Annotated in this window: 20 protein-coding genes; 9 read left to right on the top strand and 11 right to left on the bottom strand. The window is 52.8% G+C overall.

Translation table 11 applies throughout. The features are described from left to right. The first annotated feature begins 5 nt into the window (after positions 1 to 5). Positions 6 to 296: a pyrimidine/purine nucleoside phosphorylase gene (gene ppnP / locus EVX52_RS21770; RefSeq protein ID WP_013576688.1), complete on the top strand. Its 291-nt coding sequence runs from the start codon at positions 6 to 8 to the stop codon at positions 294 to 296. 84 nt (positions 297 to 380) lie between these two features. On the opposite strand, the gene rdgC is transcribed toward ppnP, so the two are convergent. Further along, positions 381 to 1,295: a recombination-associated protein RdgC gene (gene rdgC, locus EVX52_RS21765; RefSeq protein WP_129992102.1), complete on the bottom strand. Its 915-nt coding sequence runs from the start codon at positions 1,293 to 1,295 to the stop codon at positions 381 to 383. A 210-nt stretch (positions 1,296 to 1,505) separates the two neighbouring features. Between rdgC and mak the strand changes: the two genes are divergently transcribed. Continuing rightward, positions 1,506 to 2,426, top strand: coding sequence for a fructokinase (mak, locus tag EVX52_RS21760; protein ID WP_129992101.1), 921 nt, complete (start codon positions 1,506 to 1,508; stop codon positions 2,424 to 2,426). Positions 2,427 to 2,496: 70 nt separating this feature from the next. Here the strand turns inward: mak and EVX52_RS21755 are convergent, their stop codons facing one another. The 5 genes from EVX52_RS21755 to sbcD all read right to left on the bottom strand — a co-directional run bounded on the left by EVX52_RS21755 (position 2,497) and on the right by sbcD (position 9,835). Further along, entirely contained in the window at positions 2,497 to 3,318 is an 822-nt protein-coding gene (locus EVX52_RS21755) for an ABC transporter ATP-binding protein (RefSeq protein ID WP_235173229.1), read from the bottom strand. Then, positions 3,315 to 4,079: an ABC transporter permease gene (locus EVX52_RS21750; RefSeq protein ID WP_129952871.1), complete on the bottom strand. Its 765-nt coding sequence runs from the start codon at positions 4,077 to 4,079 to the stop codon at positions 3,315 to 3,317. The genes EVX52_RS21755 and EVX52_RS21750 overlap by 4 nt, the downstream gene beginning before the upstream one ends. A gap of 11 nt (positions 4,080 to 4,090) precedes the next feature. Beyond that, positions 4,091 to 5,113 (bottom strand): ABC transporter substrate-binding protein, encoded by a 1,023-nt coding sequence (locus EVX52_RS21745; protein ID WP_129992100.1) that lies wholly within the window; start codon positions 5,111 to 5,113, stop codon positions 4,091 to 4,093. 238 nt (positions 5,114 to 5,351) lie between these two features. Further along, entirely contained in the window at positions 5,352 to 8,600 is a 3,249-nt protein-coding gene (gene sbcC, locus EVX52_RS21740; RefSeq protein WP_129992099.1) for an exonuclease subunit SbcC, read from the bottom strand. Further along, the gene (gene sbcD, locus EVX52_RS21735; protein ID WP_129952868.1) at positions 8,597 to 9,835 is read right to left on the bottom strand and encodes an exonuclease subunit SbcD; all 1,239 of its coding nucleotides are present in this window, start codon (positions 9,833 to 9,835) and stop codon (positions 8,597 to 8,599) included. Before sbcD ends, sbcC begins: the two co-directional genes overlap by 4 nt. 227 nt (positions 9,836 to 10,062) lie before the next feature. Here sbcD and phoB point away from each other — a divergent pair, with 227 nt between their 5' ends. Both phoB and phoR read left to right on the top strand, forming a co-directional pair. After that, entirely contained in the window at positions 10,063 to 10,752 is a 690-nt protein-coding gene (gene phoB, locus EVX52_RS21730; RefSeq protein ID WP_013576682.1) for a phosphate response regulator transcription factor PhoB, read from the top strand. A gap of 22 nt (positions 10,753 to 10,774) precedes the next feature. After that, positions 10,775 to 12,094: a phosphate regulon sensor histidine kinase PhoR gene (gene phoR, locus EVX52_RS21725; RefSeq protein WP_129952867.1), complete on the top strand. Its 1,320-nt coding sequence runs from the start codon at positions 10,775 to 10,777 to the stop codon at positions 12,092 to 12,094. A gap of 33 nt (positions 12,095 to 12,127) precedes the next feature. Here phoR and EVX52_RS21720 read toward each other — a convergent pair whose 3' ends face one another. Beyond that, the gene (locus tag EVX52_RS21720; RefSeq protein WP_129952866.1) at positions 12,128 to 12,460 is read right to left on the bottom strand and encodes a DNA-binding transcriptional regulator; all 333 of its coding nucleotides are present in this window, start codon (positions 12,458 to 12,460) and stop codon (positions 12,128 to 12,130) included. Beyond that, positions 12,453 to 12,734 carry a type II toxin-antitoxin system RelE/ParE family toxin gene (locus tag EVX52_RS21715; protein ID WP_129992098.1) on the bottom strand — a complete coding sequence of 94 codons (282 nt, stop codon included), beginning with the start codon at positions 12,732 to 12,734 and terminating at the stop codon, positions 12,453 to 12,455. Before EVX52_RS21715 ends, EVX52_RS21720 begins: the two co-directional genes overlap by 8 nt. 273 nt (positions 12,735 to 13,007) lie before the next feature. Here EVX52_RS21715 and EVX52_RS21710 point away from each other — a divergent pair, with 273 nt between their 5' ends. The 3 genes from EVX52_RS21710 (at position 13,008) to proY (ending at position 17,461) form a co-directional block, all read left to right on the top strand. Continuing rightward, entirely contained in the window at positions 13,008 to 14,111 is a 1,104-nt protein-coding gene (locus EVX52_RS21710; RefSeq protein WP_129952864.1) for a cobalamin-independent methionine synthase II family protein, read from the top strand. 442 nt (positions 14,112 to 14,553) lie between these two features. Next, the gene (gene brnQ, locus EVX52_RS21705) at positions 14,554 to 15,873 is read left to right on the top strand and encodes a branched-chain amino acid transport system II carrier protein (RefSeq protein ID WP_129992097.1); all 1,320 of its coding nucleotides are present in this window, start codon (positions 14,554 to 14,556) and stop codon (positions 15,871 to 15,873) included. Between the two features lie 163 nt (positions 15,874 to 16,036). Further along, a complete protein-coding gene (gene proY, locus EVX52_RS21700; RefSeq protein ID WP_129992096.1) occupies positions 16,037 to 17,461 on the top strand; it encodes a proline-specific permease ProY in 1,425 nt (474 codons plus the stop codon). A gap of 143 nt (positions 17,462 to 17,604) precedes the next feature. Here proY and ggt read toward each other — a convergent pair whose 3' ends face one another. The 3 genes from ggt to EVX52_RS21685 all read right to left on the bottom strand — a co-directional run bounded on the left by ggt (position 17,605) and on the right by EVX52_RS21685 (position 21,020). Further along, a complete protein-coding gene (ggt, locus tag EVX52_RS21695; protein WP_129952861.1) occupies positions 17,605 to 19,356 on the bottom strand; it encodes a gamma-glutamyltransferase in 1,752 nt (583 codons plus the stop codon). 255 nt (positions 19,357 to 19,611) lie between these two features. After that, positions 19,612 to 20,214, bottom strand: coding sequence for a peroxiredoxin C (locus EVX52_RS21690; RefSeq protein WP_013576674.1), 603 nt, complete (start codon positions 20,212 to 20,214; stop codon positions 19,612 to 19,614). Positions 20,215 to 20,438: 224 nt separating this feature from the next. After that, positions 20,439 to 21,020: an ACP phosphodiesterase gene (locus EVX52_RS21685; protein WP_129952860.1), complete on the bottom strand. Its 582-nt coding sequence runs from the start codon at positions 21,018 to 21,020 to the stop codon at positions 20,439 to 20,441. 133 nt (positions 21,021 to 21,153) lie between these two features. Between EVX52_RS21685 and queA the strand changes: the two genes are divergently transcribed. Continuing rightward, entirely contained in the window at positions 21,154 to 22,227 is a 1,074-nt protein-coding gene (gene queA / locus EVX52_RS21680) for a tRNA preQ1(34) S-adenosylmethionine ribosyltransferase-isomerase QueA (protein WP_129992095.1), read from the top strand. Between the two features lie 98 nt (positions 22,228 to 22,325). Then, a complete protein-coding gene (tgt, locus tag EVX52_RS21675) occupies positions 22,326 to 23,450 on the top strand; it encodes a tRNA guanosine(34) transglycosylase Tgt (protein ID WP_129952858.1) in 1,125 nt (374 codons plus the stop codon). The last annotated feature ends 5 nt before the right edge of the window (positions 23,451 to 23,455 follow it).

Below are 23,455 nucleotides of genomic sequence, written 5' to 3'. Positions count from 1 at the left end.
AATCTATGTTGAAAAATAATGAGTATTTTGACGGGAAAGTGAAGTCGATTGGTTTTGACAGCGAAAGTACGGGTTCAGCCAGTGTTGGCGTGATGGCCGTCGGTGAATATACTTTCGGCACCGCAAAGCCGGAAGAAATGACCGTAATCAGCGGCTCTCTGAAAGTGCTGATCCCAGGTTCTCCGGACTGGCAGGTCTTTAAGCCAGGCGAAACCTTCTACATTCCGGGTAAAAGTGAATTCAACTTACAGGTCGGCGAAACCACATCGTATCTCTGTAAGTATTTAACGAAATAGTTATTCAGACACAGTCGAAACAAGAAAGGCGCCAATGAGCGCCTTTTCTTATTTTTGCGGACTGATTTTTGCAGACTGAGAAAATTATCGCTGAGCTTCGCCGCCTAACGCTTCGATCAGGTTCTGGATCAGCGCTGCCAGTTCACCGGTCATCAGCACGAAATCGGCATCGAAACGGCCGGCGAAATCTTCGCGGTCAATATCTTCGTTTTGATCACGAATGACATCGCTGAATTTCAGGCGTTTAATACTGCCGTCGTCCGCCAGCATCAGCGCAATGCGTTCCTGCCAGTCAACGGCCAGTTTGGTCACCAGTTTGCCATTCTCGATATGTGTGGCAATTTCGTCGCTGACCAGCGCCTGCTTCTTACAGCGGATCACACCGCCGTCTTCCAGAATCGCTTTGAGTTCGGCTTCATCCTGCAATGCGAAACCGGCCGGGGTATCCCCTGAACGCACCCATTCGGTCAGCGTCAGTTCGATCGGACTCTCCATGGTCAGCGGTACCACCGGCAGCGAACCGAGGCTTTTACGCAGCAGCGCCAGCATGTCTTCCGCTTTCTTGGCACTGGCGGCATCAACCATGATCAGGCCGTTAACGGTGTCGATCCACATGAATGTCTGGCTGAAACGGCTGAAGGCGCGCGGCATCAGACTGTGCAGTACTTCATCTTTCAGAGAATCTTTTTCAGTCTTCTTCAGCTTACGGTGTTGTTCACCTTCGAGCTGTTCAATCTTGGCCTGGAGTTCCTGTTTGATCACCGGAGAAGGCAGGATTTTCTCTTCTTTACGGGCGCAGATCAGGATCTGACCGCCGTTGACATGCGTCAGCGCATCGCCACCGTGAGAACCCATCGGTGAGACCCAGCCGGTTTTCGCCATGTCCTGGCTACCGCACGGAGTAAAGGTGAAAGCGCTGAGCTGTTTTTCCATTTCATCAGCAGATAACGAAACTTCACGGCTCAAACGGTAAACTAATAAATTCTTAAACCATAACATGGCGTTATCCCTGTCGCAGCGCACTCGTAGTACGCTGAATAAATGAATGCAGGGCGGCATGATAACCAATTGAGCGTCAGTCGTCGTTAAGAAATCGCCGCACCCTGTAACATTGCATAACAGCTTATTCTGGTGACAGTCGCGTCTGGCTTCTAAACTGAATAAACTCAAAAAAACTGACCCTGGCAAAGTGTAAAAGGAGAACACCACGTGCGAATTGGCATTGATTTAGGCGGCACAAAAATAGAAGTCATTGCGTTATCTGATGAAGGTAAAGAGCTGTTCCGTAAACGGGTCGATACCCCGAGAAATGACTACGAACGCACGCTCAAAGCGATCGAAGGACTGGTGCTGGACGCTGAAAAAGCCACAGGCCAGCGCGGCAGCGTAGGGCTGGGGATACCCGGCACTCTGTCGCCTTTTACCGGTAAGGTGAAAAATTCCAATTCGGTCTGGCTGAACGGACAACAGCTGGATGAGGATCTGGCCCTGCTGTTAAAACGCGAAGTGCATATTGCCAATGATGCGAATTGCCTGGCGGTGTCAGAAGCCACTGACGGCGCAGGGGCGGGCCGTCAGACCGTATTTGCGGTGATTATCGGCACCGGCTGTGGTTCCGGTGTGGCGCTTCACGGCGCGGCGCATGCGGGCGGTAATGGCAATGCCGGGGAATGGGGACATAACCCGCTGCCGTGGCAGGATGAAGAGGAAATTCAGTTTGCCCGTGAGGTACCGTGCTATTGCGGGAAATCAGGCTGCGTCGAAACCTTTGTTTCCGGCACCGGTTTTGCAGAAGACTACTTCCGTTTGTCCGGTCAGCGGCTGAAAGGCGCTGAGATCATTGCGCGGGTGGAACAGGGGGATGAAACCGCAGAACTGGCGCTCGGACGCTATGAACGCCGTCTGGCTAAGGCGCTGGCGAACGTAGTAAATATCCTCGATCCGGACGTGATTGTCTTCGGGGGAGGCATGAGTAATGTGGATCGTTTGTATCAGACGGTGCCGCTGTTGATTAAACAATGGGTGTTTGGCGGAGAATGTGAAACGCCGATCCTCAAAGCCGTTCATGGTGATTCGAGCGGTGTGCGCGGCGCGGCCTGGCTATGGCCGCAATCGCGCTTTGCGTTGTAAGCACCAGAAATAATCATGAGTAAGTCACAGGAAAAAAAATCGCGCCCCTGTGACTTACCGCCGTTGCCCTTCAGAGCGCCATTTCGCGCTTAAAGACTTCCAGAGTATGTGCCTTGACGCGGATAAATTCCGGATGGCTCATGATTTCCGATCCACGCGGGCGCGGCAGGTCGAACGGTACGATTTCCGCAATCTGCGTCGGTCGCCGCGTCAGCAGTAAAATCTCATCCGCCAGGAACACCGCATCTTCCAGATCATGTGACACAATCAGCATCGTGACGCCAGTCGCCAGTTGCACTTCCTGCAATTTATCGCGGATAAACAGCGTCATCTCGAAGTCCAGCGCCGAGAAAGGTTCGTCGAGGAACATCACTTCCGGACGCGTCGCCAGCGCCCGCATGATACATACCGTTTGCTGCTGGCCGCCGGAAAGCTCATACGGATAGCGTTTCAGGTCAAAGCGGATATCAAACATCTGCGTCAGCTCCTCAACCCGTGCATTCACATCGGCTTTGCTCATGCCATGGCGGACCAGTGGATAGGCGATGTTGGCGCGCGCGCTCATCCACGGAAACAGCGCATCGCGGTAGTTCTGAAATACGTAGCCGATGGTGGTTTGTGCCAGCGTTTTGCCGTCAAATAAAATATCGCCCTTATCGACCGGGATCAGCCCGGCGATCATATTCATTAAGGTCGATTTTCCACAGCCATTCGGGCCGAAGATCGACACAATTTTGCTGCGCGGCAGATCCAGATTGAGATCGGTGTAAAGCGGTTGCCCGGCAAAGGCTTTGCTCAGCCCGCGGATTGTCACATGCGTGTCGGGGCGCGTGGCGTATTGAGGCAGCTTCGGGCCTTGGTAGTCAGGGTTCAGCGAGAGAGGTTGCGTCATGCTTTGCTACTCCAGTGCACAGTTTTTTTCTCGATCAGTAAAAAAGCCAGATTCAGCAGATAGCCCAGCGCACCAGTGATCAGGATCGAGGCGTACATATCTTTGATATTGAAAACCTGCTGGGCATCAATGATCCGATGACCGAGGCCGGTTTCTGAACCGATAAACATTTCGGCGACAATCACGATCACCAGCGCAATCGACACGCCGGTGCGCAGTCCGACAAAGGTTTGTGCCAGGCTTTCCATCAGCATGATGTCTTTGAAAATATGCCAGCGGGAAATACCCATCACTTTGGCGGCCATCAGGCGGGTTTTTTTGGCATTCATCACGCCGTATGCACTGTTGAACAGGATGACCAGCACGGCAGCAAAGGCGGCGATGGCGATTTTGTTGGCATCCGTAATGCCGAAAATCAACATAAACAGCGGGATAAGCGCTGAGGATGGCGTTGAACGGAAGAAGTCGATCAGAAACTCCAGGCTGCGGTAAACTTTTTCATTGCTGCCCAGCATGACCCCCAGCGGCACACCAATGACCGCGGCAAAGGCAAAGGAAACCAGCGTCCGGTAGAGTGTGGCGCCGATATCGGTGCGCATGGACGCATCGGAAAATGACCGGAACATATAGCCAAGTGTCTCGACGGGTGAGGGCAGAAGCACCGGATTGAGCCATTTCGCACTGACGGCCAGTTGCCAGAATAAAAACAGCAGTACCGGGCCGATCAGCGGCAGTAATCTTGAAGACCAGCGTGAAGTCATTCTGTTTCCCCTCATCCCTGATAAATCAGTGAAGCGACATCCACCGGCTTGCTGAAGATTTTCCTTTCTGTAAAGACGTCATAAAACTTCTGGAACCATTGCAGGTTGTCGCCTTTTAAACCGGAATACATCACAAAGCCCGGCAGCGGCACTTCCTTCACCAGCGCCGGTTCAATGCTGGTGTAACCGGCGACATTTTCGCGCGCTTTGTCAGGGTGAGCCGCAATGAATTCCACCGCTTTCTGATAAGCGGCAATAAACTTTTTGGTTTCTTCAGGCTTGCTGGCAATAAAGCTGGCGTTGAGTGCTGCGGCACCGCCAAACCACGGTGCGTCGGCGTTGCCGAGCACATATTTAGAAATCACGCCGGTTTCCAGGGTGCGGGAAAGATTTTTCATCCGCCCCACGGTGCCGGTCGGTTCGAGCGTGTATACACCGTCAATTTGCCCGGCGGCCAGGGCAGGTGCGTGTTGCCCCACCGGCAGTTCGATCACCGACGGGTTAGTGAAGCCATTTTTCTCCAGAATAATTTTCGCCATAGTGACGTTCTGGATCCCCGGGCCGCAGGCAATTTTCTTGCCTTTCAGATCACTGATAGCCTTGGCCGGGCTGTTCAGTGGTACCAGAAACTCATCTAACACCAGCGTGTGGTTTGACGGATTAGAACAGATAATTTTAAACAGACCCGGTGAGGTAATGGCCCCCAGTCCCAGCGCGCCGGTTGCGGTACCATTCGCGCAGCCGTGGATCCTGCCGGTGATCATCCCTTCAACAATTTGTTGTGCGCTGGCGAATTTCACCCCTTTCACATTCAGCCCGACCTCTTTAAAAAAGCCCTGTTCAAGTGCCACGTACAAGGGTAAACCGCCGACAATCGGCCAGTAGCCAATACGGATTTCATCGTCGCCGGCTGCAAAAACCGACGTCGGGATCATGCCACCCAGGGTTGAAACGCCACCGGTAATGGCAAGCCATTGCATCAGCTGGCGGCGTTTTTTATCGACCGGACGGCATTCTGGTTTGATGTTTTTCATGGGCGGTTCCCTTAGCGGTTATGGATACATTGCAACTTGTACTGCAACTTGTATACATAACGTTAAGCACAGGGCATGCCAGTTTGTTAACGGGCGGGAAGCGGCCTAAATTCAGCAGGTTGACAAAGGGATACGCACTGCGCTGGTGCGATTTTTGGGCGCCTGCTCACAATCAGGATCCACGGCAGGGCATATCGCTAGCAATATTTTTAGCGACATGCCCCGCAAAAGATCGCGGTCAGACTTTAAATTCACTGCTTAAACGGCTGATACCCAGACCATTCACTTTGGTGACTTTGATTTGTACCGGAATGCGATCTTTCATTGCTTCGACATGGCTGATCACGCCGATGGTTTTACCCGAGGCGTTAAGGCTGTCGAGGGCATCCAGTGCCGTATCCAGCGTGTCGGCGTCAAGCGTGCCGAAACCTTCATCAAGGAACAGAGAGTCGATGCGGGTTTTGTCGCTGACCAGATCAGACAATGCCAGCGCCAGCGCCAGGCTGACCAGGAAGCTTTCGCCGCCGGACAATGTGCGGGTGTCACGTAGCGCATCGGCCTGCCAGGTATCGACCACCTGCAACTCCAGCGCATCGCTGGTTTTGCGCTGTAACAGATAGCGCCCGTGCAGTTTTTCCAGCTGGCGGTTCGCCAGATAAACCAGATGATCGAGGGTCAGTCCCTGCGCGAATTTACGGAATTTCGCCCCGTCACTGGACCCAATCATCTGATTGAGATAACCCCAGTCATCACAGGTCAGCTGTGCCTGCGCTATCTGAGCAATCAGCGCCTGTTGTCCGCTGTGGCGCTGCTTGTCGCTTTCCAGTTGGTTCTTCACTTCGCCCAGACGTTGTTGTAACGCTTTCAGTTGTTGAGCCAGTTCCGTCTGCTGCACGGTCAGGGCATTAAGATCACCGTCAGATTCACTCAGATGAGCAGGGCGGACAAGACGATGCTTTTCCAGCATATCTCTGGCGTCAGTCAGTAATGCCTGAGCCTGTGCAAGTTGTTGTTGCAGATGTTCTTTGCGTTGCTGCAGCTGTTGGCGCAGCACGTCGTCAAGCAGCGCTTCTTTCACCGCGGCTTCATCGGCAAACCCGCTGGTGCTCAGCGCCTGTTGCCACACCTGTTCCGTTTGCGTCAGTTGTGCGCTGGTCTGTAATTGTTGCTTTTGCGCACTGGCCAGCTGACCGGCAAGCTGGTCGCGTTGTTCCTGCGCCTTATGCAGCGCGGTCTGGGCATCACTGAACGCTTTTTCTGCCGCCTGCTGTTGCTGATGTAAGTGTTCGCGAACCTGAGCCACCTGGCGCTCGCCGAACAGTTCGAGGCGCCGGGCATGAAGCTCAGAAAGCGCTTTTTCACCTTCGGCCTGTTGTTTTTGCAACCGGACAAGGTCTTGCTGAGATTTCGCCTCTATTTCTACCAGCCGCGTAATGCGTTCGGTCAGCAATGCACTTTGCTGTTGTACTTTCTGTTGGAGATTCAGGGCGTCAGTCAGGGCATCTTTCGCCTGTTGAAGTGCCCGTGCCAGCTGTTCGTGCTGGCCGGTCAGCGCCTGAGACTGCTGCTCTTCTTCGTCGCGGGCGGTCAGCCATTGCGAGATGTCAGTGGTGTCATGCAGGGTAAACGTCAGATTCAGCGGCATGCTGAGCTGTTGCCAGTTTGCCGTCTGCGCATTCAGTTGCTGCTGATCCTGCTCCATCAGGATCTGCAGACGTCTTTGCTGTTCTTTCAGGCTTTTGATCTTCGCCGCCAGTTCGATACCGCTGGCTTTTACCGCATCGAATTCAAGCTGCATTTTCTCGACGCGCTGTGCGGTTTCAGAAGGTTTGATCTCCTGATAGTGTTCAACCGCCGGATGCGAGGTCGAGCCGCACAACGGGCAGGCTTTACCGCTTTGCAAATTCGCGCGTTCAGCTTCGAGGCTGACGATCAGCATTTCCTGTTTATGCAGCGTTTTTACGTCGTTGAGATGTTCAAGTTGTGTCTGACATTGCAGGCGGATCTTATCCAGGCGCTGCTCTTCCTCAGCCAGTTGTACCTGATACTGCGCAAAATCTTGGTTTTGTTGCTGCACGCGCTGGTTAAGCTGCGGGAAAAGTTGCGCGAGCGAAAAAAGCTGTTGTCGCACCGGCCGGAGTTGCATCAGTTCTGTTTGCCGTTTCTGTAAGGCTGCCAGCGGATGCTGTTTTTCCAGAGCTGCCTGACGCTGCTGTGCGGCGTTAAGGGCTTCGGTCAGTGCGGTCTGCCGGGTTTGATGCTGGCGGTTTTCTTCATCCAGTTTTTGTCGTTCTGCCGTTATTTGCCGCAGTGTTGTGTTCTGGTCAGCGGCCTGTTTCTGCGATTCACTGACCGCCCGCTGTGTTTCTGCCAGTGATTTGTGCCACTGAGCGATTTCACCGTCCAGCGGCAGGATTTTTTCTTCGATCAGCGTTTGCATCCGGCGCTGTTCTTCGGCCTGCTTCTGACGTGCAGTTTGCGCCTGTTCTGCTGCCTGGTTCAGCGGCGCCATCTGCGCGATCTGCTGTTCCTGTTGCTGTATCAGTTGCGTCAGATGCTGCTGAAGGCGTTGTGACTCTTCCTGACAACGCTGACGGTCATTGAGTAACGGACGCAGTTTTTCCGCCGGTTCACTGCGTGCCAGCTGTTGTAACTGCGGCGCGGCGGCCAGATTTTCCTGCTCAGCGGCAGCCAGCTGCAACTGAGATTGCTGAAGTTTTTGCTGCACCTGTTGCCATTGTTGCAGCCAGTTCAGATCCCGCAGGCGTTGCTGCGCCTGTTGGCTGAGGCTGTTTTCCTGTGCGTTCAGTTCAGCATGCTGTGCCTCCAGCGTCTGGCGTTGTTCTTCGCTGAGCAGTTCGATGCCGGACATGCGCTGATGCAGACCGTCGAGTACGATGCGCGCTTCTTTATGTTGCTCAAAGACGCGCTGAGACAGCCGTCCGTAAATTTCGGTGCCGGTCAGTTCTTCCAGCAATTCGGCGCGGTCGTTGGCATCAGCATTCAGAAACGCGGCGAACTGCCCCTGAGACAGCATCATGGATTTGGTGAAACGGCCGAAATCCAGCCCGGTCAGTGTGGCGATGGCGTCGAGTTTGTCGCGCACTTTATCGGCCAGAATTTTGCCGCCGGCCAGTAACGCCAGCTCGACTTTCGGTGCCTGCAAGTTGCCATCCGGCGAATTTTTAGCACGACGCTGGCTCCAGAATGCGCGGTAAGCTACGCCTTTAACTTCAAACTCCACCTCAGCCAGCGATTCGGCGGTGTGGCGGGTCATCAGTTCGTTCTGGCTTGGTGTGATGTTCAGACGTGGCGTCTGATGATAAAGCGCCAGACAAATGGCATCAAGCAGGGTGGTTTTCCCTGCACCGGTCGGGCCGGTGATCGCGAATAATCCGTTGCTGGCGAACGGCTCGGCAGTGAAATCAATTTTCCATTCGCCTTCCAGCGAGTTCAGGTTTTTTAAACGCAGGCTGAGAATTTTCATTGTGCGCTGTCCTCTGCATTCTGACCGTGCGTGACCTGCTCAACAACCTGAGCAAAAAGAGTGCGCATCCGCGCCTGACGGGGGGCATCAGGGTCCGGCTCCAGCGCCAGCCGCCGTTCAAAGACGTCGCTGACGCTCAGTTCACTGAGGGTCTCTTTTTCCTGCTGCTCAATGCTGCTGATGCGCTGTTCTTTGCTGCGGCGCAACAGGACAACTTCCACCGGCAAATCCGCAGTCAGCGCCTGAATACGCCGCTGAATATCGCTGAGATAATCCTGCGTGGCGACTTCGATATCAAGCCAGACGGGTTTTTGTGCATCGCCGCCTTCGAACTGCGCCAGTTGCTTTTCAATTTCCGCCAGCGAGCCTTTGAGTATCTGCATGGGCTGGAAAACAGGAATTTCCAGCGTGTCGATGGCACTGAGCGTTGCCCCGTCGAAATCGAGCAGATACACACTTTTGGCTTTGCTCAGTTCGTCAAAGCTCAGGGCAATTGGCGAACCGCTGTAACGGATGTGGTGAGTTTTTGCGACGCACTGTGCGCGGTGAATATGGCCAAGCGCCACATAATCAACCGGCGGGAACGCCTGCGCGGGGAAGGCGTCAAGTGTGCCTATATAGATGTCACGCACGGAATCAGAAGTACTGACGCCAACGGTGGTCAGATGGCCGGTTGCAATAACGGGCAGCGGTATGCCAAGTTCATCACGCCTGGCCTGCGCGGCCTGCCAGAGCGCGTCATAATGTGCGGCGATGGCTTCCTGCAATGCCAGTTGTTTGTCGCTGCCGGACTGACCGGCCTGACTGGCCAGCAGATCACGCGGGCGTAAAAACGGGATGGCACACAGTACCGCGCCCGGTTTTCCGTCACGCTGACTGAGCACCAAAATCTGTTCAGACAGATTTTCGCCGACAGTGGCAATCACCCGCGTATTCAGGCAGGAAAGTAGCTCGCGTGATTCATTAAGTGTTGCGACGGAATCGTGGTTGCCAGCCAGTACCACCAGCTGACAGCCGGTTTGTTGTAATTCCACCACGAAGCGGTTATACAATTCGCGGGCATAACTGGGCGGTGATCCGGTATCGAAAATATCACCCGCGACAATCACGGCGTCGACCTGATGTTGCTGCACCTGACCGGTCAGCCAGCGCAGAAATGCCTGATGTTCGGCTGCACGGCTTTTGGTGAAAAAGTACTGGCCAAGATGCCAGTCTGACGTGTGGATCAGGCGCATGAGACTCCTGTATGAACCCTGGATGACGACAATGGGGCAAAGTATAAACGTCGGCGGGGGGAGATGTCCCCGATAAATCAGTCCAATTTCAGCAAGATGGCCGCTAATTATCTGTCATATTTGACTGTAATGAACCATTCTTTTCGTTCATAAATCTGTCACAAAACTGACGCATAATGGCGCCCGCAATCAAATAAAAGATCGCTAACCTATTGGCAGGACCTACGATGGCTAGACGTATATTGGTGGTTGAAGACGAAGCTCCAATCCGTGAAATGGTGTGTTTTGTACTGGAACAAAATGGCTATCAGGCCGTAGAAGCTGAGGATTTTGATTCAGCGATTGGGCAGCTTGTTGAACCTTACCCTGAACTTATCCTGCTCGACTGGATGTTACCTGGCGGTTCCGGTATTCAGTTTATTAAGCATCTTAAACGTGAGGCGCTGACCCGCGAAATTCCGGTGATGATGTTGACCGCACGCGGTGAAGAAGAAGATCGGGTGCGTGGCCTCGAAGTCGGTGCCGATGATTACATCACCAAACCGTTTTCCCCGAAAGAGCTGGTTGCCCGCATTAAAGCGGTGATGCGTCGCATCTCGCCAATGGCGGTGGAAGAAGTGATCGACATGCAGGGTTTAAGCCTGGATCCCTCGTCTCACCGGGTGATGGCCAACGAACAGGCGCTTGATATGGGGCCGACAGAATTTAAGTTATTACACTTCTTTATGACGCATTCTGAACGTGTTTATAGCCGGGAACAGTTGCTCAATAACGTCTGGGGCACTAACGTTTATGTGGAAGATCGCACCGTAGACGTGCATATTCGTCGTTTGCGTAAGGCGTTGGAAACCAGCGGACATGACAGAATGATCCAGACTGTTCGTGGTACCGGATACCGTTTTTCAACGCGTTATTGAGTCCTCACAGCGGAGAATCTGTGTGCTAGAACGTTTGTCATGGAAACGATTGGCCGGCGAATTTTTTCTCTTTTGTCTGCCAGCGTTAATTCTCGGTATTTTCGTCGGTCATTTCGGCTGGCTCCTGTTTGTGTCGCTGGTTGCGGCACTGGGCTGGAATTATTACAACCAGCTTAAACTCTCTCACTGGCTGTGGCTTGACCGCAGTATTACGCCGCCGAACGGCCGCTGGAGCTGGGAGCCGCTGTTCTACGGGCTTAACCAGATGCAGATGCGCAACCGGCGCCGGCGTCGCGAATTAGGTCAGTTGATCAAACGTTTTCGCAGCGGTGCTGAATCGCTGCCCGATGCCGTGGTGCTGACTACGGAAGAAGGCAATATTTTCTGGTGTAACGGGCTGGCGCAGGATCTGCTCGGTTTCCGCTGGCCGGAAGATAACGGGCAACATATCTTCAACCTGCTGCGTTATCCGGAATTCCGGTTGTGGATCCAGACCCGCGATTTCAGCCGGGCGCTGAATCTGCAACTCAATAATGAGCATTACGTCGAGTTTCGCGTTATGCCTTATTCAGAAGGGCAACTGCTGATGGTGGCACGCGATGTCACACAGATGCGTCAGCTTGAAGGTGCACGGCGTAACTTCTTTGCTAACGTCAGTCATGAGCTGAGAACCCCGCTGACCGTATTGCAGGGATATCTGGAAATGATGGAAGACGCCAAACTGGAAGAACCTTTCCGCACCAAAGCACTGGATACCATGCAGGAACAGACGCGGCGAATGGACGGGCTGGTGAAGCAGTTGCTGACGCTGTCGAAAATCGAAGCTTCAGCGAATATTGATTTGCATGAGAAAGTCGATATTCCGGTGATGCTCGGTATGCTCGAACGTGAGGTGCAAACGTTAAGCAACGGCCGGCATGAGGTGGTGTTTCGCATTAATGACAAACTGAACGTCTTTGGTAATGAAGATCAGTTGCGCAGTGCGGTATCGAATCTGGTGTATAACGCCGTCAACCACACGCCTGCCGGGACGCGGATTGAAGTCAGCTGGCAGCAAACGCCGCATGGCGCGCAATTCCAGATCAGTGATAACGGGCCGGGCATTGCGCCGCAGCACCTCCCGCGCCTGACCGAACGTTTTTACCGGGTCGATAAGGCCCGCTCGCGGCAGACCGGCGGCAGCGGACTCGGGCTGGCGATCGTCAAACATGCGCTCAGCCATCACCACACCAAACTTGAAGTCATGAGTGAAGTGGGGGTCGGCACGCGCTTCATGTTTACGCTGGCACCGAAGTTGATTGTTCCTCCGGAACAGGCCAGCCAAAGCGATGTAAAGGGATAAAAATCAAGCCACAGCAACAAGCTGTGGCTTCTTTTAGCAAATGATCTGTAACCCTTTTTCTTCGATTAATAGCAGTAAAAGCAGGGCGGCACCCGTTGGTTTCGTTTCGTTGCGTTCCCATTTTTGAATACTGTTAGCCGACATATTGATGAGTCTGGCCAGCACACCCTGACTGATTTTTTCTTTCTCACGCAACGCACGAATATGTTCAGCTGAACTTTCGGCAAAGGCTCTCAGCCGCTCTTCCTGAACGGCCTCATCAACAATTTTGTTAATATCGCGCATCGTGGTTTGTGAAACCACGCCAGATGAGTCATGGAAGCGTTGAGCCATCCGCTGCATTTTTAGCAAACGTTCATCAGCCATTAGACATCGCCTCTTTAATTAATCCAGTCCGAAGTTCTGTTTCGAGTTGCAGCTCTGTGAAGTTGAGCAAATCTTTAGCAATGGCCCGGCCAAACCTTGATTTCGATCTCCCTGTCGGCGCAATTCTCTTCTTGTAAACGTTGCCGGACAAATCCGCATCAAAAAGTCCGTTTGCCAGTTTATGTGCCGACGTGAGGATAACCTGTTCCGACAATTTGCTGGCGGTCATGAAGTCGTGAAAATCCTCTGTAACGAAAATACGTAAACAGTTCATGCTATCGTCCCTGGTAAAAATAACTGTAGTATTTATTACCACAGATCGTCATGGGGCAAATATTGTTCAGCATCATGAAACATCGCAAAGCGATCATGAATTTTATTCAAGCCTCATGAGGATTCCTCTGTTGCTCCTGAGCAATCTGCATGACACTATCGGTTTAAAGACGTTTAGACATCCAGATGTCTAAATATAACGCCGCGTAATTATTCACTATGTAAATCATTCGCATTCCGCCGCCAGAAGCGGGATGGCTAAAAGGAGTCATGCATGCAACGTACAACCCCTCCGTTCCGCGCTGATGTCGTCGGCAGTTTCCTGCGCCCTGCGGCAATTAAACAAGCCCGTAAGCAATTTCAATCCGGGGAGATTGATGCCGCGCAACTGCGGGCAGTAGAAGACGCTGAAATCCGCCGCGTGGTGGATTTACAGCGCGAAGCCGGTCTGCAAGTGGTCACTGACGGTGAGTTCCGCCGGGCGTGGTGGCACTTTGATTTCTTCGAAGGTCTTGAAGGTGTGGAAGGTTACGACGCAGTGCAGGGGATCCAGTTCAACGGCGTCCAGACCAAAGCACGCAGTATTAAAGTGGTCAGCAAACTCGGTTTCGGCTCGCATCCGATGCTGGAAGATTTCCGTTTCCTGAAAAGCATCAGCGGAACGGCGGTGCCGAAAATGACCATTCCAAGCCCGAGCGTGATGCATTTCCGCGGCGGACGTAACGCCATTAGCAAAGAAGTTTATCCGGATCTGAAAGAGTATTTTGACGATCTGGCGCAGGTTTATCGTGATGCGATTAAAGCGTTTTACGATGCCGGTTGCCGTTATCTGCAACTTGACGACACGGTGTGGGCGTACCTGTGCTCTGAGGATCAAAAGAAGCAAATCCGCGAGCGGGGCGATTCTCCGGAGGCGTTAGCGCGCACTTACGCTGATGTGCTGAATAAAGCGATTGCCGGTAAACCGGATGATCTGGTGATTGGTCTGCATGTCTGTCGCGGCAACTTCCGTTCCACCTGGATTTCAGAAGGTGGCTATGAGCCGGTGGCGGAGATCCTGTTTGGTGGCGTGAACATCGATGCTTTCTTCCTGGAATATGACAACGAGCGTTCCGGGGGCTTCGAGCCGCTGCGTTTCATCAAAAAAGGCCATCAGCAGGCGGTCCTGGGGCTGATTACCACCAAATCCGGTGAACTGGAACTGGCAAAAACAGTAGAATCACGACTGGCAGAAGCCGCTGAATATCTGGATATTAACCAGATTTGCCTCAGCCCGCAGTGTGGTTTTGCGTCTACGGAAGAGGGTAACAGCCTGACCGAAGCGCAGCAGTGGGAAAAACTGAAGCTGGTGGTCGATATCGCTGCCCGCGTTTGGTAACCCCTGACGCGTTGGAAATTCAGCTTCAGGAATATGCTGAGTATTGTGCGTGAAATAACCTGCAGATGGTGATTTCACGCATTTTTTGTCTTATCGGGGCGTATCTTGTGCTTCGTTAGTTTAAAAATCATACATATCATATGGTGTGTTTTTGGCGGTATTTAGTGAATATCCCTGCTTTGATATATTAATCTGGTCAAACACTCTGCTTTTTCGATCACGCCTTGCCTTTATACGCTATAAAAGTTTACCTTACCCTTCGCTGTCGCTCGATACTCCCTGCATAACAACGTAATCATCTGCATATCATCAGGCGTTTTGCTCACTTCGATCCTTATATTGATGCTCTCTGACTTTTTCAGGACATTCATCCTTTTGACGACGTGGCGCGACGGCAGCATCGGACACTTTATTCATTTGAACAGGCAACACGACACCCATCATGAGTACTCGTTTAACAAATAAAGATATTCTGGCGCTGGGTTTCATGACCTTCGCCTTATTCGTCGGGGCCGGAAATATCATTTTCCCGCCAATGGTTGGCCTGCAGGCAGGCCATGACGTCTGGTGGGCTGCTGCCGGGTTTATGATTACCGCCGTCGGGCTACCCGTGATGACGGTCATTGCACTTGCGCGCGTTGGTGGCGGTGTGGATGCCCTGAGTACGCCAATTGGTCGTGGTGCCGGTATTCTTCTGGCGACCGTGTGTTATCTGGCCGTTGGTCCGCTGTTTGCTACGCCACGCACGGCAACCGTATCTTTTGAAGTGGGGATCGCACCGATGACCGGTGACGGCCCGCTGCCTTTACTGATTTACAGCGTGATCTATTTCGCTCTGGTCATTGGCATCTCTCTGTATCCGGGCCGTTTGCTCGATACCGTCGGACATTTCCTCGCGCCACTGAAAATGGTCGCGCTGGCGGCACTGGGTATCGCTGCTGTACTTTGGCCAGCGGGTTCTCCGATGCCAGCGGTGGATGCTTACCAGACGGTGCCGTTCTCCAGCGGTTTCGTTAACGGTTATCTGACCATGGATACACTGGGGGCGCTGGTGTTTGGTATCGTTATCGTCAATGCCGCGCGTTCCCGTGGTGTTACGGATGCCAAACTGCTGACCCGTTATACGGTTCTGGCGGGTCTGATTGCCGGTCTGGGTCTGATGCTGGTTTATCTCAGCCTGTTCAAACTCGGCGAAAACAGTGCTTCACTGGTGCCTGACGCGACTAACGGCGCGATTATTCTGCATGCGTATGTGGCGCACACCTTTGGTGGCATTGGCAGTTTCTTCCTCGGTGCGCTGATTTTTATTGCCTGCATGGTGACGGCGGTTGGCCTGACGTGTGCCTGTGCGGAGTTCTTTGCCCAGTATTTACCGCTGTCTTATAAGACACTGGTCTTCATTCTGGGTCTGTTCTCCATGCTGGTGTCCAACCTGGGGCTGAGCCATCTGATTCAGATTTCAGTGCCGGTACTGACGGCGATTTATCCGCCATGTATCGCGCTGGTTGTGCTGAGTTTCACCCTGCGCTGGTGGAACAGCACCACGCGTATCGTGGCTCCGGTCATGGTGGTAAGTCTGGTGTTCGGCATTGTTGATGGGATCAAAGCCTCTGCTTTTGCTGACCTGATGCCCGCCTGGACCGCTAACCTGCCACTGGCTGCGCAAGGTCTTGCCTGGTTACCGCCTTCATTATTAATGCTGGTGCTGGTGGGAATATATGACAAAATCAGCGGCCCGCGCAGCGTAACCGCGCATCAGTGATCATCGGGTGAATGTTCGAAGAGCTGAAAGCATGAATGTCTGACGAATGTTTCGCCAATCAGGCCACGGAGAACCCTTCCGTGGCTTTTTCATTGGCGGGCTAAAAGTCATTTTTTTAGAATACGATTTTTGATATCAAAAAAAACAACACGGGTTAACGCACATGCAGCAAGAAGCTGAACAACCAATCGCGCAACAAGAAGCGCCGGGCACGAAGTTAAAACGTGGCCTGACAACGCGCCATATCCGCTTTATGGCACTGGGCTCAGCCATCGGAACCGGTTTGTTTTATGGCTCGGCAGACGCCATTAAAATGGCCGGGCCGAGTGTATTGCTGGCGTATCTGGTCGGCGGAATTATCGCGTTTATCATCATGCGTGCCCTCGGCGAAATGTCGGTTAACAACCCGCAGAGTGGTTCATTTTCGCGTTATGCGCAGGATTACCTCGGGCCGATGGCAGGTTACATCACCGGCTGGACATACTGTTTCGAAATCCTGATCGTCGCTATCGCTGATGTCACGGCGTTCGGTATTTATATGGGCGTCTGGTTCCCGGATGTGCCGCAATGGACCTGGGTTCTCAGCGTGGTGCTGATTATCGGCGCGATTAATCTGGTCAGCGTAAAAGTGTTTGGCGAGCTGGAGTTCTGGTTCTCGTTCTTCAAGGTTCTGACCATCATTATCATGATCGTGGCAGGCTTTGGCATTATCTTCTGGGGCATCGGTAATGGCGGGCAGGCGACCGGTATCCACAATCTGTGGAGTCACGGCGGCTTCTTCAGTCAGGGGATCATGGGGACAATTTTATCATTGCAACTGGTAATGTTTGCTTATGGCGGCATTGAAATCATCGGGATCACGGCCGGTGAAGCAGAAAATCCAAAACAATCTATCCCTAAAGCCATCAACTCCGTGCCGCTGCGTATTCTGGTATTTTACGTGGGTACACTGTTTGTGATCATGTCTATTTTCCCATGGAATCAGGTGGGGACACAGGGCAGCCCGTTCGTGCTGACTTTCCAGCACATGGGTATTACCGCGGCGGCGGCAATCCTGAACTTCGTGGTGATCACCGCCTCGCTGTCGGCGATTAACAGTGATGTATTCGGCGTGGGCCGTATGCTGCATGGTATGGCAGAGCAGGGGCAGGCACCGAAAATGTTCAGCAAGGTATCGCGTCTGGGCACGCCGTGGGTCACCGTGCTGGTGATGATGGCGGCACTGCTGGTAGCGGTTTATCTGAACTACGTCATGCCGTCGGCTGTGTTTCTGGTGATTGCGTCTCTGGCGACTTTCGCGACGGTCTGGGTGTGGATTATGATCCTGTTCTCCCAGATTGGTTTTCGTCGCAAACTGAGCAAACAACAGGTGAAAGAACTTGAATTCCCGCTGCGAGGGGGTGTTTACACCTCCGTGTTCGGGATCATTTTCCTGGTGTTCATCATTGGCCTGATTGGTTACTTCCCGGATACCCGTATTTCGCTGTATGTCGGGATGGTGTGGGTAGTGGCATTACTGGTGGGTTATGCCTTCAAACGCCGTAACGATCGCAAGAAAGAAGCGCTGGCGCTGAGCAACAAAGCGTAAGCAAGCACTTACCTTCCGGTAAATTTTAAAGCCCTTGATATCAGATGATTTTAAGGGATTTTTACTGTTTATAAATTGTTATTAACCAAATCATTCGGGCTGTATCAAGGCAGTCAACGCAGAGACAGCCCGAAGGATGAAGGTTAATAGCCGATGGCGGCACCTGCAGGTCGCCGCACATCATTTGCACCGTAGAGATAACCTTCGCGAACCTTGCCTGACACTGCCGAGTCATTACCTGAGTTCGCCGATGTCACGCCAGCAGCCCCCGGTAACCCCACCATAATCAGCTCTGTCGCGCCCCATGGCGTCTGCTCCACCATCTTGTAACCCATCTTCTGCAGGATGTTCAGGCTGTCCTGAGAAACGCCACGCTGCTCATAATAGACCTCATCCGGCAGCCACTGATGATGAATACGGGGGGCATCCACCGCTTCCTGTGGTGCCATGCCGTAGTCGATAACATTCAGCGCCGACTGCAAAGTAATGGTGATAATACGTGATCCGCCCGGCGACCCCAGAACCATGAAGATTTTACCGTCTTTGGTCACCAGACTCGGGCTCATAGACGATAGTGGGCGCTTACCGGGGGCGATGGCATTTTTGGTTCCCTGTACCAGTCCGTACAAATTCTTCTCGCCGACTTTGGTCGTGAAGTCATCCATCTCATCATTCAGGAAAAAGCCCGTACCCGGTGCAATCACCACTGAACCAAAGCGGCCATTGACCGTATAGGTGGTTGAAACGGCATTCCCCATTTTATCGACAATAGAGTAATGGGTCGTTTCCGGCTTCTCGTGGGGTTCCATGCCAGGCTGAACCGCCGTCGAAGGCGTGGCTTTATCCGCTTCTATTTTCTTACGGATTTCTTCGGCATAGCTTTTGCTGACCAGACGGTCGACGGGATTTTTCACAAACTCCGGATCGCCGAGATAGGTATTTCTGTCCATATACGCATGGCGCATGGCCTCGGTAAGGGTGTGTATAGAGGCTGCAGAGTTGAAACCCATACTTTTCAGATCATAACCTTCAACAATGTTGAGGATTTCACACATCGTGACGCCGCCGGAACTCGGCGGCGGAGCCGATACGAATTTATATCCGCGGTAACTGCAGGTGATAGGGGCGTCTTCAGTGACCTTATAGTTCGCGAAATCGGCCGCTGTCAGGATGCCGCCACCTTTTTTCGCAGCGGCCTCAACCGCCGCCGGGATTTTGCCTTTATAGAATGCATCCGGACCGTGCCGGGAGATGGACTCCAGCGTGTTGGCTAAATCGGTTTGCACCAGTTTGTCGCCGGGTTGCAGCGGGCTGCCGTCTTTGCGCAGGAAAATACGAGCCGCTTCAGGATCTTCTTTGAAGCGTTTCACGGTGGTGTCGAGAATATCGGTATCGGCGCGGGTCAGCACAAAGCCCTGACGGGCCAGTTTAATTGCCGGTGCCATAACTTGCTGGCGCGTCAGTTTGCCATATTCTTTCTGCACCGTATCCATGCCCAATACTGTGCCGGGTACGCCTGCAGCGAGATACCCGTACAGGCTGGCACCTTTCTTCACGTTGCCGTCAGCATCCAGATACATATTGGCGCTGGCAGCAGCAGGCGCAGTTTCACGGAAGTTGATAAAGGTATCTTTACCGTTGGCAAGATGCACCGTCATGAAGCCTCCGCCGCCAATATTGCCACAGCATGGGTTAACGACAGCCTGCGCGTAGCCGACAGCCACGGCAGCATCGATAGCGTTGCCACCCATTTTCAGAATATCGACGCCGACCTGAGAGGCCAGATATTGCGAAGTGACGACCATCCCGTTTTTGGCTTCCACCGCAGGATTAGATGCGGCGCAGAGCGGGAAGCTGGTCAGCAAGGCCAGCGCGATGAGTGATTTCCGTAACATATAGGCTCCTGTTTATTACCCTGTCTTTTGAGTCATAACCTTCAGGTTATTGTGTGATAACGCTTTTTTGTTATTTTAGTCCGACCATTATTATGCAAACGTCGCGCCATGATGACGCAGCCTGACCGTTTTCAGCGTAGACCTAAATAACAGAGAGTGAGGAAGCGGGGAGGGAAAAATGTGATCGTGCAGGATAAGAGGCAAAAAAAACGGCCAGCGAGGCTGACCGTCATGCATCATAAAACCGTGAAGGAATTACAGATTTGATGCGTTTTCAGACAAATATTTGGCCACGCCATCCGGGGATGCGCCCATGCCTTTTTTGCCTTTTTCCCACTGAGCCGGGCACACTTCGCCGTGCTCTTCGTGGAATTGCAGCGCGTCAACCATACGCAGCATTTCGTCGATGTTACGACCCAGTGGCAGATCATTCACTACCTGGTGACGGACAACACCTTCTTTGTCGATCAGGAAAGAGCCACGCAGTGCAACGCCGGCGTCCGGATGTTCAATACCGTAGGCTTTCTGGATTTCGCGTTTGATGTCAGCAACCATCGCGTACTTAACAGGACCGATGCCGCCTTTCTCAACTGGGGTGTTACGCCATGCGTTGTGAACGAACTCGGAGTCGAAGGACACGCCTACCACTTCTACGCCACGATTCTGGAATTCTTCATAACGGTGATCGAAAGCGATCAGTTCTGAAGGACAGACGAAAGTGAAGTCCATTGGCCAGAAGAAGATAACAGTTGGTTTGCCTGCAGTGTGTTTTTTGAAGTTGAAGTTTTCAACTACTTCGCCGCTGCCCAGTACGGCTGCTGCGGTGAAGTCAGGGGCTGGGCGAGTTACCAGAACCATAATATTACTCCTTATGAAACCCAAGAGGGCGTCGTAGGTGAAAGGAAAGGATGAACAAAACGACTGCCAGTATAGGGGCAAGCTGCGGGTGAATAAACCCCATCGCACCAATCAATCAGATAGTATCCGGCTATCAGTCTTTGACGTAAGTCCCAGAGTTCTTTAACAACAACCTCTTGTGTTGCAGGGAATTGCGGGACGGTTCACAGAACTGGTGAGATTGATCAGAGTTGTCGGTCTTTCGCCTGTTGCATCATGACCGGATAAAACTGCCAAAAAAGCTGCTCAAGGGCATCGTAATTCAATTCGATATCGTGGAAAGAGCCGGTCAGCGCACTAAGTTTCGGCCTCCGGTTGGCCATACCGCGTAATACGTCCCCAATAAAAGGCAGTGCGGCATAACGTTCCATCCAGCGTTCAGGCCATAAATACGCATTCAGATTCCGGAAACGTTCAGGCATTTCAGGCAGCAGCGGTTCAATTTCCTGCTGACAGGCGTCGAGAAAATCTTCGAGCGATTGCTGTGGATGAAGTGTCGCCCAGTGGCGGGAGAGAAAGTGATCCCAGACGACATCCAGCGTGATGGGCGCGACGCGGCGAAAATCTTCACGAAAATAGCGGCGGGCAATTTTCACTTCCGGCAGCGAATCGGTCATGGTATCTACGCGGCGATGCATGCGGATCCCGCTGACGATCTCGTCAGAAAATTGTCCGTCAGGATTGCCGCGAACGAAATCAGCCAGCAGGTTGCCGGTCAGGGAACTTTCGGCCAGAGAGGCTAAGTGGAGATGCGCTAAAAAATTCATCGGGCGAGTATAACGCAGGAAAGTTGATCTCTGACAGGGCTGTGATGCCTTTATTAGCGCAGAAGCTTGCAGGGGATGCCCCGTCCCTCTAGACTAAGCCGCCTGTTTTTGTCGTTAAGTGAAGTGAAAAGCCATGCGTGTTGCCGATTTTTCTTTTGAACTCCCTGAATCCCTGATTGCCCGCTATCCGCAGACCCAGCGCAGCGGCTGTCGTTTGTTGTCTCTGGACGGGCCGAGCGGTGAGTTAACGCACGGCGTGTTCACCGATATTCTGGATAAAATTCATCCCGGTGATTTGCTGGTTTTTAACAATACCCGCGTGATCCCGGCCCGCGTATTCGGCCGTAAGGTCAGCGGCGGTAAAATTGAAGTACTGGTTGAGCGTGTGCTCGATTCACACCGCGTTCTGGCACACGTACGTGCGTCTAAATCGCCAAAGCCGGGCGCTGAACTGCTGCTTGGCGACAACGAAGATATTAAAGCGACTATGGTGGCGCGCCACGATACCTTGTTTGAGCTGGAATTTAATGAAGATCGTGATGTCTTTACTCTGCTCAACGAAATCGGCCATATGCCGCTGCCGCCATATATCGATCGCCCCGATGAAGATGCTGATCGGGAATTGTATCAGACAGTCTACAGCGAACGTCCCGGCGCAGTGGCAGCCCCTACCGCCGGTTTACACTTCGACCAGCCGCTGATGGATGCGCTGAAAGAAAAAGGTGTGGAATTTGCTTTTGTGACGCTGCACGTGGGCGCAGGAACTTTCCAGCCGGTTCGCGTGGACACCATCGAAGACCACATCATGCATGCTGAGTATGCCGAAGTGCCTCAGGAAGTTGTGGATGCGGTGCTGGCCTGTAAAGCGCGGGGTAATAAAGTCGTGGCGGTGGGAACAACCTCGGTACGTTCGCTGGAAAGCGCGGCGAAGGCCAGCGAAGATGCGCTGATTGCGCCCTTCTTCGGTGATACCAAGATTTTCATCTACCCGGGTTATCACTATCAGGTTATTGACTCCCTGATCACCAATTTCCACCTGCCTGAATCGACACTGATCATGCTGGTGTCGGCGTTTGCCGGCTATAAAAATACCCTGAATGCCTATCATCAGGCCGTCGCAGAGCAATACCGTTTCTTCAGTTATGGTGATGCGATGTTTATCAACCGTAACCCGCTGGCGCCACAGGAAGTGGTGGGGCAGCAGTAAACCGCGCCGGACGCACTCGGTGCATCCGGGCTTTCTTTTCCGGGCGTGATGCCACGGACTTAACCTCATCAGACTGTTTCTCTGATGCTGGAGGCAATGTGAAGTACGAATTAAGCACTACCGATGGCCGCGCACGCCGCGGACGTCTGGTCTTTGAACGTGGCGTAGTCGAAACCCCGGCATTTATGCCTGTGGGCACTTACGGCACAGTAAAAGGTATGACCCCGGAAGAAGTGAAAGAAACCGGCGCACAAATTCTGTTGGGTAACACTTTCCACCTGTGGCTGCGTCCGGGGCAGGAAATCATGAAGCTGCACGGCGACTTACATGATTTCATGAACTGGCATGGCCCGATCCTCACCGATTCCGGCGGCTTCCAGGTATTTAGCCTGGGTGCGATGCGCAAAATCAAAGAAGAGGGCGTGCATTTCCGCAACCCGATCAACGGGGATCCGGTGTTCCTGAGTCCGGAAAAATCCATGGAGATCCAAAACGATCTGGGCTCCGACATCGTCATGATCTTCGACGAATGTACGCCATATCCTGCCGACTGGGATTATGCAAAACGCTCGATGGAAATGTCTTTACGCTGGGCAAAACGCAGCCGCGATCGCTTCAACGAGTTGAATAATAAGAATGCTTTGTTTGGGATTATTCAGGGGAGCGTTTACGAAGATTTACGAGATGTATCATTAAAAGGGCTGGTAGATATCGGCTTTGATGGTTACGCTGTGGGCGGACTGGCAGTCGGCGAGCCGAAGGAAGACATGCACCGTATTCTGGAGCACGTTTGTCCGCAAATTCCGGCAGACAAACCTCGCTATCTTATGGGTGTCGGTAAACCGGAAGATCTGGTTGAAGGCGTGCGTCGTGGTATCGATATGTTTGACTGCGTGATGCCAACGCGTAATGCACGAAACGGCCATCTTTTTGTGACCGACGGTATCGTTAAAATCCGTAATGCGAAGCATAAAGATGACACGTCAACGCTTGACGAACACTGTGATTGCTACACATGTCGCAATTATAGCCGCGCTTACTTGCATCATCTCGACCGTTGCAACGAAATTCTGGGTGCGCGCCTGAATACGATCCATAACCTGCGCTATTACCAGCGTCTGATGGCCGGTTTACGCCAGGCTATTGAAGAGGGTAAATTGGAAGCGTTTGTGACAGACTTCTACGAGCGTAAAGGCAAACCGGTTCCGCCTTTAAACTTCTGATTTCT

This window comes from Rahnella sp. CFA14(1/10) (genome assembly GCF_004195095.1).
GTDB lineage: Bacteria > Pseudomonadota > Gammaproteobacteria > Enterobacterales > Enterobacteriaceae > Rahnella > Rahnella perminowiae.
Note: the sequence above shows the minus strand (reverse complement) of the source record. Positions and strands in the feature narration are given on the sequence as shown.